Here is a 13711-nt window from a genome sequence, read left to right on the forward strand (position 1 = left end):
CTCCATGAGCGCGCATGGGCATCCGTATCGTCGGGATCACCGAGACGAGGGAGTCCACATGGAATTCGCCGAACGCCTGGCCGCCCTGGCCCTGAAGGTCCGCAACCAGCGCGAGGCCATCCAGACGGAGGAGGCGACGAAGAACGCGTTCATCATGCCGTTCATCTCGACGATCCTCGGATACGACGTCTTCAACCCGCTCGAGGTGGTCCCCGAGTTCACGGCGGACCTCGGCCTCAAGAAGGGCGAGAAGATCGACTACGCGATCATGCGCGACGGCGAGGTGCAGATCCTCATCGAGTGCAAGAAGTCGACGGAGCCGCTCAAGATCGAGCACGCGTCGCAGCTCTTCCGCTACTTCGCCGTGACGAACGCGCGCATCGCGGTGCTCACGAACGGCGAGGTCTACCACTTCTACACGGACCTCGACGCGCCGAACCGCATGGACGAGAAGCCGTTCCTCGTGCTGGATCTCGCGGACATCGACGAGACCCTGCTGCCCGAGCTGATGAAGCTCACCAAGGACGTGTTCGACCTCGACTCGATCATCAGCGCGGCGGGGGAGCTCAAGTACGTCGGCGCGCTGAAGCGCGCGATCGCGGCGGAGTTCCGTGAGCCGACCCCGGAGTGGGTGAAGCTGCTCACCCGCCGCGTCTACGACGGCATGTTCACCGAGAAGGTGCGCGACCAGTTCACGACGCTCGTCGGCAAGGCGTCGAAGCAGTACCTGAACGAGCAGGTCAACGACCGGCTGAAGACTGCGCTCGGCGCGCCCGCCTTTCCCTCGGCGCCGACCACCCCGTCCGCCGACGCGATCACCAGCGAGGAGATCGTGGAGGCCGACCTCGACCGTGACACCGAGATCGAGACGACGCTCGAGGAGCTCGAGGGCTATCAGATCGTCAAGGCCATCGCCTGCAGCGAGGTGAAGCCGCAGCGCGTGGTGCACCGCGATGCGAAGTCCTACCTCGCGATCCTCCTCGACGACAACAACCGCAAGCCCATCGCCCGCCTCCACTTCAACGGCAAGAAGCAGAAGTACCTGGGGCTCTTCGACGCGCACAAGGTCGAGACGCGGCACCCGATCGGATCGCTCGACGAGATCTACGCGCACGCCGACGCGATCAGGGAGGCCATCCGCGTTCACGCGGGTGAGCCGGTCGGCGCCTAGGCGAACGCCGGGCTGCCGGGAGAGCGCGCCGCGGGCGACAGCGGCGACAGTAGGCGGAGGTCGGCGGAGCGGAGGGTGCCCCTGGAGGGACTCGAACCCCCAACCCTTTCCTTAGGACGGAACTGCTCTTCCATTGAGCTACAGAGGCTGACCGGCCCATGGTAGCGGAGGGGAGCCCGGCCGGCCGAGGCCCGATCGCGCGGAGCCGCGGGCCGAGACGGGATCGGCGCGCCCCCGCAGATCCGGCCCCGCGCCGCCCCGCCTGCCGGTTTCCCCACCCGACGCGTCGTACTGTTGCCGGGTGTGGCGTGCCAATGAACGATCCGACGACGACGACGACCTGCTCTCCGGGTTCGCCGCCGAGCCTCTTGAGGACCCCCACGTGAATGCTTCCCACAACAGCACCAGCCCCCACGACCTCCGGGTCGGCGACGTGCACCTGGGGAGCGGCAACGTGGCCGAGCCCCGCTGGCGCGAGTGGCGCGAGCAGCTGGCCGGCATCGGCGGCACCTCGCCCCTCCTCCACTTCGTGGACGCGCCGGGCTCGCGCATCGAGCTGAGCACCACGCACCCGGGCGGCCTCGCGCAGTTCATCACGGGCAAGACGACGCTGCTGTCGTCCCTGATCCGCGACGACCTCGCCCTCCGCAGCGCCCGCAAGGCCGCGAACCGCATCACGCAGAAGGGCATCGAGCTGGTCTCGGCCCGGGGCATCGAGTCGATCCACCTGGCCATCGGCCTCGCGGAGTGGCGCTTCGCCGACGAGCAGTTCCGTGCCCCGGTGCTGCTGCGCCCGCTCGCGATCCGCCGCCACGGCAGCGACTACGAGGTGCGCCTCAAGGGCCAGCCGTTCCTCAACCCGGCGCTCGCGCGCGCGCTCGAGGAGCAGTTCCAGATCACGCTCGACGCCGACTCCTTCGTCGCGCTCGCCGTGCAAAACGGCGCGTTCAAGCCGCAGCCCGTCATCGACCGCCTCCGCGGCCTGACATCGCACCTGCCCGCGTTCTCCGTGCAGCCGCGCCTCGTCGTCTCCTCGTTCGCCGAGGTCGGCCGGGCGCTCGCCGAGGACGCGGAGGACCTCGAGCACCTCGTCATCGACGCCATCGCCGGCAACCCGACGGCCAAGTGGGGCGTGGGCGAGGCGTACGCGCCCGTTGATCCGATACCGCAGGACCAGCGCCCGCCCGTCACCGACACCCTGCTGCTCGACGCGGATCCCGAGCAGGAGTACGTGATCGCGCAGATCAACGCGGGCAACTCGCTCGTGGTGACGACGCTCCCGGGCACCGGCGGCACGCAGACCATCGTCAACTCCATCGGCTGCCTCGTCGCGCAGAACAAGCGCGTGCTGGTCGTGAGCCCGCGCGCGTCCTCGCTCAAGGGCATCGGGCAGCGCCTCGCCGACGTCGGCCTGCCCGGCCTCGCCGTCGCGCCGAAGTCGCTGAAGCGCGACGTGGTGCAGTCCATCGTCCGCAACGAGAAGGCGGCTCCCGCGCAGACCGCCGAGGTCGACGACGCGCTCGTGCGCCTGCGCCACGTGCTGCTCGACTACCGCTTCGCGCTCGGCCGTCCCGACAGGGACCTCGGCGTCTCCGTGCTGGATGCGCTCGGCGAGCTGTCCCGCCTCGCCCTCCTGCCGGATCCGCCGGCCACCACCGCGCGCCTCACCCGCGACGCCGTCGTCTCCATCGCGCACGACCGCGCGAGCGCCGCCGCCTCCCTCGTCAAGGCCGCGAGCCTCGGCGAGTTCCGCTACGGACCCGGCGACTCTCCCTGGTACGGCGCGAACTTCCCCACGAGCGCCGCTGCGACGCACGCGCACGACCTCGCGAAGTCGCTGTCCGCCGAGGGCCTGCCGCGCCTCCTCGAGCGCGCCGATGAGCTCGTCGGCCAGACGCGCATGCGGGCCTACAGGTCGATCGACGAGCTCGGCGTGTACCTGCGCCTCCTCCTCGACGTGCGGGAGACGCTCGACAAGTTCCAGCCCGTGGTCTTCGACCGGTCGCTCAGCGAGATCATCGCGGCCACCGGATCCCGTCGCGACGCCCCCGAGATGACGAGCATCACACGCCGTCGCCTCCGCAAGCTCGCGCGCGAGTACGTGCGCCCCGGCGTCCACATCTCCGACATGCACGAGAGCCTCAAGGCCATCCAGAAGCAGCGGATTCTGTGGCAGCGCTACGTCGCGGTCGGCTCCACCCCCGAGGTCCCGCGCGGCATCTCCGACGTGCACGTGCGCTACCAGGAGGTCGCGGCCGACCTCAAGGTGCTCGACGAGCCGCTGAGCATGCTCACCCGCCCCACCCCGCTCGGCGAGCTCCCCGTCGACGAGCTGCGCGAGAAGGTCGCCCAGCTCGCCGAGGACAGCGAGGTGCTCCAGAACCTGCAGGAGCGCACCTCCCTGCTGGCGGAGCTCCGCCGCCTCGACCTGGATCCGCTGCTCCGCGACCTCTCCGACCGGCACGTGCCTCAGGAGTCCGTGGCCGCCGAGCTCGAGCTCGCGTGGTGGCAGTCGGTGCTCGAGCAGATGCTCGCGGGCGACAAGGCGCTCCTCAACGCGAACACGAGCGTGCTCGACCGGCTCGAGTCCGACTTCCGCCTCGTGGACGAGGCGCACGCCACCGCCAGCGCGGGCCTGCTCGCCTGGCAGCTCGCGGAGACGTGGAAGATCGGCGTGGTCGACTGGCCCGAGGAGGCGCACCACCTGCGCCAGCTGCTCGGCGGATCCGCCCCCGTCGACGCCGCGGCCCTCCACCACTCCGCACCCCACCTCTCGCGCACGATCGCGCCGGTGTGGCTGGCGTCGCCGTACGAGGTGCCCGCGATCACCGACGAGATGCCGTTCGACGCCGTGTTCCTCGTGGATGCCGGCGCGATGACGCTCGCGGAGGCGCTCGGCGGCATCCGGCGCGGCAAGCAGACGGTCGTGTTCGGGGATCCCGTCACGCAGACGCCGTCGCCGTTCACCATCGCGGTCGTGCCGCAGCCCGAGCGCTCGACGCCGCAGCTCGCGGACGACGACTCCACGCTCGAGGAGCGCCACGCGGACTCCGCGCTCGCGCGCCTCGGCGAGCTGCTGCCCACCCTCTCCCTCACGCGCAGCTACCGCGCGGGCGGCGAGGACCTGGCCGAGCTCGTCAACCGGCGCTTCTACGGCGGCCGCATCCAGTCCCTCCCGTGGGCGGGCACCTTCCTCGGCCACGGCAGCCTGTCGCTCGACTTCGTCGCCGACGGCCACGGCATGCCCGACGAGGACACCGGCGCGGTCGAGAGCGTCGACGCCGAGGTGATCCGCGTGGTGGAGCTGGTCCTCGACCACGCGAGCCACCGCCCGCGCGAGTCCCTCATGGTCATCACCGCGAGCGCCCGGCACGCCGTGCGCGTGCAGCAGGCCGTGCTCCACGCGGCGGCCAAGCGCAGCGACGTCACCGAGTTCTTCATCGGCGACCGCGCCGAGCCGTTCATGGTCGCGACGCTCGAGCAGTGCGTGGCGCAGAGCCGCGACCGGGTGATCTTCTCGGTCGGCTACGGCCGCACCCCGCACGGCCGCGTGCTGTCGAACTTCGGCGCCCTCGCGGCGCCCGGTGGGGAGCGCCTGCTCGCCGTCGCGATGACGCGCGCCCGCCGCTCGATGGTGGTCGTCTCCTGCTTCCAGCCCTCGGACATCGACCAGGACCGGATGAAGCACGGCATCGTCGCGCTCGCGCAGATCCTCTCGGAGGCGGAGGCCCGCTTCAAGGAGGACCCGATCCCGGACGACGGCGACGCCATGCTCGTCGACCTGGCCCGCCGCCTCGAGGGCCTCGGCCTCGCGCCCGCGCTCGGGCACCGTGACAAGCTCGGCCTCGTCGCGTCCTACGGCGGCCGGGCCATCGCGATCGAGACGGATCCGGTGGTCAACCAGACGAGCCTCCGCGAGTCGCTGCGCCTGCGCCCCGAGATGCTGAAGCGCCTCGGCTGGCACTACCTCCGCGTGCACTCCTTCGAGCTGTTCGCGGATCCGGACGCCGTCGCCCGCCGCATCGCCACCGCGCTCGGCGCGATCTCGGACGCGCACCCCGTGACCGCGCCCGTGCAGGTCCAGGCCGGCGCGCACCGGGCCGAGTGATGCCCGAACGCGGCGCGGCGGACGGCGGCAGCGACGCGACGGACGCCCACGACGCCGCGCCCGCGGGGGAGCACCGCCCGGCCCGCCGGTCGCGTCGAGCGTCGACGGCGCCCGTCCCCGGATCCGACCCCACCCCGCAGGCGGCCGCGCGCGTCCCCGCGGTGCCCGCCGCCGAGGACGCGCCGCAGGGCTGGGGTGACGCGCCCGCCGCCTCGGACGCGAACGACGACCGCCTCCGGCTCGACCGCCCGCCCCACTGGGGCTGACGGGTCGACGCCGGAGGCGGTCGGGTCGTGCGGTGACGCGTGTCGCGGCCTAGGCGGGCTTCCCCGGCTCGGCCACGTGCTGGCCGCTGGACGACGGGATCGTGTGCGCCCCCTCGGGTGACGCCTTCCCGGCGAGCAGGTCGCGGATCTCGATGAGCAGCTCGGCCTCGGTCGGCGGCACGTCCTTCGGCGTCGCCTCCTCCTCGGCCTTCTGCTTCGCGAACGCCGCCTTCTTGAGGTGGTTCACCGGCAGCACGAGCGCGAAGTACACGACGGCCGCGACGATGAGGAAGTTGATCAGCGCCGCGAGCACGGCGCCGAACAGCAGCGTCGATGTCTCGCCGGACGCCGTCGGGATGTCGACCTTGAACGCGTCGTTCAGCGTGGACGCGTTGAACAAGGCCGCGATGAGCGGATTGAAGACCGAGGTGACGATGGCCGTCACGATCGCGGTGAACGCCGCGCCGATGACGACCGCGACCGCGAGGTCGATGACGTTGCCGCGGAGGATGAACTCCTTGAAGCCCTTCACGGGTGCTCCTGTCGGACGGGCCGCCCGATCAGGTGGACGGCGAGGACGAGCCGGAGCCCGAGGACGCGGGACCGGAGGGGGTGCTGGGGGTCACGGTACCGGAGCCCTGGCCGACGGTGCCGGAACCGGAGGACCCGGAGGAGTCCGACGATCCGGATGACGACGACCCGGAGTCGGACGACGAGGAGGACGACGGGTCGCCCGACTTCGCCGACGAGGACGACCCGGACGACGACCGCGACCGCTTCGCCGCGTCCTCGGTGCGCGAGTCGTTGCGGTAGAAGCCGCTTCCGGTGAAGCTCACGCCGACCGCCGCGAAGAGCTTGCGGAGCTTGCCGCCGCAGACGGGGCACTCGGTGAGGGAGTCGTCGGTGAACGCCTGGACGATGTCGAAGGCGTTGCCGCACACCGTGCAGCGGTAGGAGTACGTGGGCATGGGTCCCTAGAAGGAGTGGATGAGGGTCGGGGTCACGATGCCGTCGACCGGCATGTCGTGCTTCTCCCGCGGGAGCTCGTCGACGAACTCGGCGTCGAACACCACAGCGTAGACCGGGGGGCAGGCCTCCATCGATCCGAGGGTCTTGTCGAAGTAGCCGCGGCCCCAGCCCATGCGCATCCCGCCCTGGTCGACCGCCGCGGCGGGCACGACGATGAGGTCGACGTCGTTGATCGCGATCGGCCCGAGCAGCTCGCCCACCGGCTCCGGCAGCCCGAACAGGCCCTCGGTCTCGGTGCCGTCGCTGACGACCCAGTCGAGCAGGCCGTCGTTGCGCGACACCGGGAGGAGCACCTGCCTGTCGTTCGCGTGCAGCCACTGGAGGAAGGGGCGGGTGGTCGGCTCGTCGACCGTGGAGAGGTAGCAGGCCACCCGGCTCGCGTCGTGGTTGGCCACGAGCTCCGTCAGCCGGCTGGTCAGCCCGTGGGCGGACTCCTCGCGCTCGGTCGAGGTCATCTGCCGACGACGCTCCCGCAGCTGGGCGCGCAGGGCCCTCTTCTCGTTCCCGACTTCGCTCGGCATGGTTCGAGTCTAGGTATGTTCGCCCGCTACGCTCGATCGCATGGTCACCCACATCACGAAGGCCGTCATCCCCGCCGCGGGACTCGGAACGCGATTCCTTCCCGCGACGAAGGCGATGCCGAAGGAGATGCTGCCGGTCGTCGACCGCCCGGCCATCCAGTACGTGGTGGAGGAGGCCGTGGGCGCGGGACTGCACGACGTCCTCATGATCACCGGCCGCAACAAGACCGCCCTCGAGAACCACTTCGACCGCAACGCCGAGCTCGAGGCCACCCTCCAGCTCAAGGGCGACGACGCCAAGCTCCGCAAGGTCAACGAGTCCACCGACCTCGCCGACATGCACTACGTCCGCCAGGGCGACCCCAAGGGCCTCGGCCACGCCGTGCTCCGCGCCGAGATGCACGTGGGCCGCGAGCCGTTCGCCGTCCTCCTCGGCGACGACATCATCGACAAGCGCGACGTGCTCCTCTCCCGCATGATCGAGGTCCAGCTGCAGCGCGGCTGCTCCGTCGTCGCGCTGCTCGAGGTGGATCCCTCGCAGACGCACCTCTACGGCGTCGCCACGGTCGAGGCGACCGACGACGACGACGTCGTGCGCATCACCGGCATGGTCGAGAAGCCCGCCGCCGGCACCGCGCCCTCCAACCTCGCGATCATCGGCCGCTACGTGCTGCGCCCCGAGGTCTTCGACGTGCTGCACAAGACCGAGCCCGGCAAGGGCGGCGAGATCCAGCTCACCGACGCGCTCGAGAAGATGGCCGCCGCGCCCGAGTGGACCGGCGGCGTCTACGGCGTCGTCTTCCGCGGCCGCCGCTACGACACCGGCGACCGGCTCGACTACCTGAAGGCCATCGTCCAGCTCGGCGTCGACCACGAGGACCTCGGCGAGGGCCTGCGCGAGTGGCTGCCCGAGTTCGTCAGGACGCTCGAGCGCTGATCCCCGTCCGCGGCGCGGGGCGGGGTCGCACCGCCTCGTCCGGTCGGGCCTAGGCTCATGGACGTGCCGCAGACCGTACCCACCATGCGGGACGGGCGCATCTCCGTCCGGCCCATCCGGCTCCGCGACTCGCGGGCCCTCGAGCGCTCGCTGCTCGACAACCGCTCGTGGCTCCGCAAGTGGGAGGCGACGAGCCCCTACGCGCCGATGGCGTTCGACACGCGCGCGAGCATCCGGTCGCTGCAGGCCAACGCCCGCGCCGGCCTCGGCGTGCCGCTCGTGATCGACTACGACGACGAGTTCGCCGGCCAGCTCAACGTGTCGTCCATCGCGTTCGGGTCGCTGTCGAGCGCGACCATCGGCTACTGGGTCGGCCAGGAGTTCGCGGGGCGGAACGTCACGCCCACGGCCGTCGCGCTCGCCACCGACTACTGCTTCACGACGCTCGGGCTGCACCGGATGGAGATCTGCATCCGCCCGGAGAACGCGCCCAGCCTCCGCGTCGTGCAGAAGCTCGGCTTCCGGTACGAGGGTCTTCGCCGCCGCTACATCCACATCAACGGCGACTGGCGGGACCACTTCTGCTTCGGCCTCGTGGTGGAGGAGCTGTCCACCAGCGTGCTCGCGCGCTGGAAGGAGGGCGGCGTGGATCCCGAGTGGGCGCGCGTCCCCGACGCGGACGTCGAGGCGGCCGCCGCGCCGCTCGCCGTGCAGCGCCGGATCTGACCGCTCACCTGCGGATGCGCCGGTCCGACCGTGGACACGCGGCGCGCTTCCCGCGTCGCAGGCACCCGACCTCCTAGCCTCGGGACATGCAATCCGGCGGCATCATCATCGCGCTCTCCGCGGTGCTCTGGCTCGCCTACCTCCTGCCCACGTGGCTGCACCGGCGCCAGTACATGGCGACCGAGCGCAACGCCGTGCGCCTCCAGCAGACCCTGCGGATCCTGGCCGAGACGGCCGAGGTCCCCGACGCGGTGCGCGCCGAGACCCGTGCCCGCAGCGTCGTCGAGCAGCAGCGCGCCCTCCGCCGGGCCGCCGAAGAAGCCGAAGCCGCCGCGCGTGCGCGAGACGCCGCCGCCCAGCGCGCCCTACCGAAAGTGGCCCCCGTGTCCGCAACGTCGCCCTCCGCCGCCACGCGCCTCCGCCGCACCCGGCTCGCCGCCACCGCGGTCCTCGCGCTCGCCCTCGTGGGCGTGATCGCCGGGATCGCCCAGGTCGCGGGCGCCGGCGCGTGGACCCTGCTCGTGATCTCGTCCCTCGCCACGTTCGCGTCGCTCGCGATCCTGCAGCGCATGTCGCAGATCGCCGCCGCGCGTCGCCTCCAGGCGCCCGAGACCCGCCCGATGCCGCGCACGGGCTTCACCGACTTCCACGAGCAGACCGCGCAGCCCGCCGAGCCCGTCGCGGAGCGCGAGGAGGGCGAGTCCTGGACCCCCGTGCCCGTGCCGAAGCCGCTCTACCTCTCGCGCTCGCAGGCGCCCGGCCCGCGTCCCGGTGCCGGCAGCGCGCCCCGCACCCCGCTCTCGCCCGTCGAGGAGATGCGCCGCGCCGCCGCCGCCTCCGAGGAGACCCTGCGTCGCGCGCACCTCGAGCCCGAGGTCGCCCGCCTGTCCGCCGAGGAGGAGGCTGACGCACCCGCCGCGTCCGTGGCGCCGGTGGCTCCCGCCGCCCGCACCGCGCCCGACAGCCGCTTCTCCCGCATGGGCATCGTCGACGACGCCGAGCCCGGCATGGGCGACCTCGACGAGGTGCTGCGTCGCCGCCGGGCGGTCGGCTAGTCGGACCCGGTCTCCGGCCCGCGCGGTTCGGAGGGCTCCCCGTGACGTGGTAGTCTCGTGGAGTTGTCAGGGCCTATGGCGCAGTTGGTAGCGCGCCTCGTTCGCATCGAGGAGGTCAGGAGTTCGAATCTCCTTAGGTCCACAAGAACCCCGCTCCGGCGGGGTTTTTGCTTGTCCGGGCACAGCATCGCTGAGGCTCCGGCGACGGCGCTCCGCGGTTAAGATCGACCAGTGCCCCGCCCCGCGATCCCGTCCGTGACCATCGCGACCCCGGAGGTGCGCGCTCTCCGCGCCGACCTCGAGGCGGCGCCGTTCACGCTCGCGTCGGCGCTCGACGTCTGGGGCGACGCGGCCGGCCAGGCGCTGCACCGGGGGAACCGGATCCCGGCCCGCCGCGCCGTCGCCGCCGCGCGCACCGCGGACGGCCTCCCCGCAGCCGCCACGCTCGCGGCCCTGTTCGTGCTAAGCGATCCGGTCGACGCGTCCGACCTCTCCGCCGCCCTCCCGGCGCTGGGCCTCGACGGCGCCGCGCGCCTCGGCCTGATCGAGGTCGACGGGGACCGCGTGCGCCCGGCCGTCGACCTCCGCCCCTACGGCTTCATCGACGCGCACGGCGTCGGCGAGTGGTGGATCGCGTCCGACCTCGGGGAGCTCGCCACCGGCGGCGCCCTCGACGAGGACCACGTGCTCGGCGTCGGCGGCGCCTCCGCCACCCTGAGCGGCCTCATGATCTCCGCGCCCGTGGCCTCCGCGCTCGACCTCGGGACCGGCTGCGGGATCCAGGCGCTGCACGCCTCCCGGCACGCCGACCGCGTCGTGGCGACCGACATCTCCGCGCGTGCCCTCGCGTTCGCGGCGCTCAACGCGGCGCTCAACGGGATCACGACCATCGAGCTGCGGCTCGGCAGCCTGTTCGAGCCGGTCGCGGGGGAGCGGTTCGACCACATCGTCTCCAACCCGCCGTTCGTGATCACCCCGCGCGCCGAGGGCGTGCCGGCGTACGAGTACCGCGACGCGGGCCTCGTGGGCGACGCGCTCGTCGAGGGGGTCGTCGCCGACCTGGCCGACCACCTCGCGCCCGGCGGCGTCGCGCAGCTCCTCGGCAACTGGGAGCACCGAGCGGGCGAGCCCGGGCTCGAGCGGGTCGCGGCCTGGCTCGACCGGGCGGCCGCGCGCACCGGCTCCGGCCTCGACGCCTGGGTCGTCGAGCGCGAGGTGCAGGACGCCGCGCTCTACGCCGAGACGTGGATCCGCGACGGCGGCACGCGCGCCGGCACGCCCGAGTCCGAGGCACTCGTCGACGCGTGGCTCGACGACTTCGCCGCGCGCGCGGTGGACGGCGTCGGCTTCGGCTACCTGACCCTCCGCCGCCCGGCCGCGGGCGCGCCCACGCTCCGCCGCCTCGAGCGCCTGCACGGCGGCCTCGGCCACAACCCGACGGGCCTCGGCGACCACCTCCGGGCATCCCTCGCCGCGCACGACGCGCTCGCGGGGATCGACGACCGTGCGCTCGCCGGGCTCGCGCTCGTGGTGGCCGGCGACGTCACGGAGGAGCGGCACTACTGGCCGGGCGCGGAGGATCCCACGGTCATGACGCTCCGCCAGGGCGCGGGCTTCGGTCGCGAGGTGCCGCTCGACACGGGCCTCGCGGCGCTCGTCGGCGCGTGCGACGGGGAGCTCGCGGTGGGCGCCATCGTCGACGCCGTCGCGCAGCTCACCGCGGTGGACGCGGGCGCCCTCCGCGCCGAGCTGCTGCCCCGGATCCGCGCGCTCGTCGCCGACGGGTTCCTGCTGCTGCCGGCCGGGGCGTCGGCTGCGGGCCCGGGGGCCGACCGTCCAGCGGGCGACGCCTAGGATCGCGGGGTGACTCCCCGAACCGCCCGCCGCGCCGCCCGTCCCGAGATCGTCCGCGCCGCCGTCCTCGACGCCGCGCTCATCGTCGTCTTCGTCCTCATCGGCCGTGCGAGCCACGGCGAGGACCTCGCGCCCTCCGGCGTGCTCGGCACCGCGTGGCCGTTCCTCGCGGCGGGCCTCGTCGGCTGGATCGTCGCCCGCGCCTGGCGCAGCCCGTCCCGCGTCGTGCCCGAGGGTCTCGTCGTGTGGGCGGTCACGGTCGTGGTCGGCATGGTGCTGCGCGCGCTCAGCGGCGAGGGCGTCGTGATCCCGTTCGTCATCACGACGGCGATCATCCTGGCGGTCCTGCTCCTCGGCTGGCGGGGCATCGCGGCTCTCGTCGTCCGCCGGCGCGCTCGCGCCTGAGCCGGGCGGGGGGAGGGCGGCGGCTACGCGGCCCGGGCCTCCATCACGGCGATGAGCGCCTTCGCGTACGCCTCCTCGGCCTCGAGGTCCCGGTGCTCGACCTCCCGGCCGTCGATCACCACGAGCACCACGTGCGCGCCGTCCTCGGCGCCGCCGATCTCGCGCCGGAGCGACCGGAACGCCCCGCTGAGCAGCGCCCGCAGCTGGTCCTCGCGCGGCAGCCACAGGCTGTCCTCGAGCGCCACGGAGTCGAGCGCCCACTCGGTCGTGCCGTTGAAGCCGAGCACGGTGCCGGTCGCGTGCTCGTGCGCCTCGATCGTGAGCTCGCTGATGGTGAAGACGTCGGACTCGAAGCCCTGGCCGCGGATCCGGAACCGGTCGCCGGGCTCGGGGCTCCACTCGAGGCCGAGCTCCAGGAGGGTCGTGGCATGCGCGGTGGAGATCATGCGTGCAGTATGCCGGGCGCTCCCGGGCGTCGCCTCCGCGGGTGGGGAAACGCGTGTGCACTAGATTCGCAGGGCACCGCCTGCGGCACTCGCCGCGGCCGGGCGGCTAGGGGGAGGACCATGCGCGCGACAGTGAAGGACGTCGCCGCGCGTGCCGGGGTCTCCCCGAAGACGGTGTCGAACGTGATCACGGGCCGCGTCGCCGTGAGCCCGGCGACCCGCGAGCGCGTCGAGCAGGCGGTCGCCGACCTCGACTACGTGCCGAACCTTTCCGCGCGGGGCCTCCGCAACGGGCGCACGGGCGTCATCGCCGTCGCCCTGCCCGACCTCGGTACGGCGTACTCCGCCGAGCTCGCCCACCACCTCGTCGAGGTGGCGCACGAGGCCGGATACAGCATCCAGATGGAGGAGACGGGCTCCCGGCCGGACCGCGAGCGCGACCTCATGTCGCGGGCGCGCGAGCACCTGGTCGACGGCCTGATCCTCAACCCCGTGCTCCTCTCGCGGAGCGCCATCGCGCGCGCCGAGTCGCTGCCGCCCGTCGTGGTGATCGGCGAGGTCGAGCAGGAGATCGTCGACCGCGTCCTGGTCGACAGCGTCCAGGCGGCGTACGACATGACCCGGTTCCTCCTCGGGACGGGGGCCCGTCGCATCGCCGCGCTGGGCACCGCCACGCGCGAGGAATCCGCGGCCGGCGACCTCCGCCGCATCGGCTACCGGCGCGCGATGGAGGAGGCGGGCGAGGCGCCCATCGAGATCGACCGCACGGGCTGGAACAGCGCGTCGGGCGCCGAGGCCGTCGACGCCTGGTTGTCCGACTGCAACCCCGTGCCCGACGCGCTCTTCTGCTTCACCGACGGCCTGGCGTTCGGGGCCCTGCGCGCGCTCGCCGACCACGGGGTGCGGGTCCCCCAGGACATCCAGGTCGCGGGATTCGACGACGTCGACCAGTCGCGGTTCTCGATCCCCACGCTCACCTCCGTGCACTTCGACATTCGCGCCTACGCGGAGGCGGCGGTCGGCCAGCTGGTGCGCCGGATCGAGGAGCGCGACGGCCCGCCCGTGCAGCTCGTGATCCCGCACCGCATCGTCGTCCGCGGCAGCACCCGCCCGCCTGCCTGACCCGCCCTGCTCCGTCGGCGAACGTCCGGCAGATCGTCGCGCCGAAACATTGCGCTCCGCATTACAACGAT

Annotated in this window: 13 protein-coding genes and 2 tRNA genes; 10 read left to right on the forward strand and 5 right to left on the reverse strand. The window is 72.8% G+C overall.

Annotated features, from left to right (window positions below):
- Positions 1 to 58 precede the first annotated feature (58 nt).
- Positions 59 to 1171 carry a type I restriction endonuclease gene (locus BFL37_RS06215; protein WP_086514279.1) on the forward strand — a complete coding sequence of 371 codons (1113 nt, stop codon included), beginning with the start codon at positions 59 to 61 and terminating at the stop codon, positions 1169 to 1171.
- Positions 1172 to 1247: 76 nt separating this feature from the next.
- Here BFL37_RS06215 and BFL37_RS06220 read toward each other — a convergent pair.
- Positions 1248 to 1319 (reverse strand) — tRNA-Arg (locus BFL37_RS06220).
- A 234-nt stretch (positions 1320 to 1553) separates the two neighbouring features.
- Between BFL37_RS06220 and BFL37_RS06225 the strand changes: the two genes are divergently transcribed.
- Both BFL37_RS06225 and BFL37_RS06230 read left to right on the forward strand, forming a co-directional pair.
- Positions 1554 to 5279, forward strand: coding sequence for a DUF4011 domain-containing protein (locus tag BFL37_RS06225; RefSeq protein WP_086514280.1), 3726 nt, complete (start codon positions 1554 to 1556; stop codon positions 5277 to 5279).
- Positions 5279 to 5545: a hypothetical protein gene (locus BFL37_RS06230; protein ID WP_086514281.1), complete on the forward strand. Its 267-nt coding sequence runs from the start codon at positions 5279 to 5281 to the stop codon at positions 5543 to 5545. The genes BFL37_RS06225 and BFL37_RS06230 overlap by 1 nt, the downstream gene beginning before the upstream one ends.
- A 49-nt stretch (positions 5546 to 5594) precedes the next feature.
- Here BFL37_RS06230 and mscL read toward each other — a convergent pair whose 3' ends face one another.
- Genes mscL through BFL37_RS06245 form a run of 3 tightly spaced genes read right to left on the reverse strand, consistent with a single transcriptional unit; the run spans position 5595 to position 7095 of the window.
- Positions 5595 to 6077, reverse strand: a complete 483-nt coding sequence (gene mscL / locus BFL37_RS06235; RefSeq protein ID WP_086514282.1) for a large conductance mechanosensitive channel protein MscL — start codon at positions 6075 to 6077, stop codon at positions 5595 to 5597.
- A 28-nt stretch (positions 6078 to 6105) separates the two neighbouring features.
- Positions 6106 to 6513 (reverse strand): FmdB family zinc ribbon protein, encoded by a 408-nt coding sequence (locus BFL37_RS06240; protein WP_086514283.1) that lies wholly within the window; start codon positions 6511 to 6513, stop codon positions 6106 to 6108.
- A 6-nt stretch (positions 6514 to 6519) separates the two neighbouring features.
- A complete protein-coding gene (locus BFL37_RS06245; protein ID WP_086514284.1) occupies positions 6520 to 7095 on the reverse strand; it encodes a 5-formyltetrahydrofolate cyclo-ligase in 576 nt (191 codons plus the stop codon).
- A gap of 40 nt (positions 7096 to 7135) precedes the next feature.
- On the opposite strand from BFL37_RS06245, the gene galU reads away from it, so the two are divergent.
- The 6 genes from galU (at position 7136) to BFL37_RS06275 (ending at position 12072) form a co-directional block, all read left to right on the forward strand.
- Positions 7136 to 8032 carry a UTP--glucose-1-phosphate uridylyltransferase GalU gene (galU, locus tag BFL37_RS06250; protein ID WP_086514285.1) on the forward strand — a complete coding sequence of 299 codons (897 nt, stop codon included), beginning with the start codon at positions 7136 to 7138 and terminating at the stop codon, positions 8030 to 8032.
- A 57-nt stretch (positions 8033 to 8089) separates the two neighbouring features.
- Positions 8090 to 8758: a GNAT family N-acetyltransferase gene (locus tag BFL37_RS06255; protein ID WP_086514286.1), complete on the forward strand. Its 669-nt coding sequence runs from the start codon at positions 8090 to 8092 to the stop codon at positions 8756 to 8758.
- Between the two features lie 86 nt (positions 8759 to 8844).
- A complete protein-coding gene (locus BFL37_RS06260) occupies positions 8845 to 9813 on the forward strand; it encodes a hypothetical protein (RefSeq protein ID WP_086514287.1) in 969 nt (322 codons plus the stop codon).
- Between the two features lie 69 nt (positions 9814 to 9882).
- A tRNA-Ala gene (locus tag BFL37_RS06265) sits at positions 9883 to 9955 on the forward strand.
- Positions 9956 to 10044: 89 nt separating this feature from the next.
- Positions 10045 to 11667: a DUF7059 domain-containing protein gene (locus tag BFL37_RS06270; protein ID WP_086514288.1), complete on the forward strand. Its 1623-nt coding sequence runs from the start codon at positions 10045 to 10047 to the stop codon at positions 11665 to 11667.
- Positions 11668 to 11676: 9 nt separating this feature from the next.
- A complete protein-coding gene (locus BFL37_RS06275; RefSeq protein ID WP_172403753.1) occupies positions 11677 to 12072 on the forward strand; it encodes a DUF3054 domain-containing protein in 396 nt (131 codons plus the stop codon).
- A 23-nt stretch (positions 12073 to 12095) separates the two neighbouring features.
- Here the strand turns inward: BFL37_RS06275 and BFL37_RS06280 are convergent, their stop codons facing one another.
- Entirely contained in the window at positions 12096 to 12518 is a 423-nt protein-coding gene (locus BFL37_RS06280) for a pilus assembly protein CpaE (protein WP_086514289.1), read from the reverse strand.
- A gap of 120 nt (positions 12519 to 12638) precedes the next feature.
- On the opposite strand from BFL37_RS06280, the gene BFL37_RS06285 reads away from it, so the two are divergent.
- Positions 12639 to 13640 carry a LacI family DNA-binding transcriptional regulator gene (locus BFL37_RS06285; protein WP_086514290.1) on the forward strand — a complete coding sequence of 334 codons (1002 nt, stop codon included), beginning with the start codon at positions 12639 to 12641 and terminating at the stop codon, positions 13638 to 13640.
- Positions 13641 to 13711 lie beyond the last annotated feature (71 nt).

The sequence above is a fragment of the Clavibacter michiganensis genome, assembly GCF_002151125.1.
Taxonomy (GTDB): Bacteria; Actinomycetota; Actinomycetes; order Actinomycetales; family Microbacteriaceae; genus Clavibacter; species Clavibacter michiganensis_C.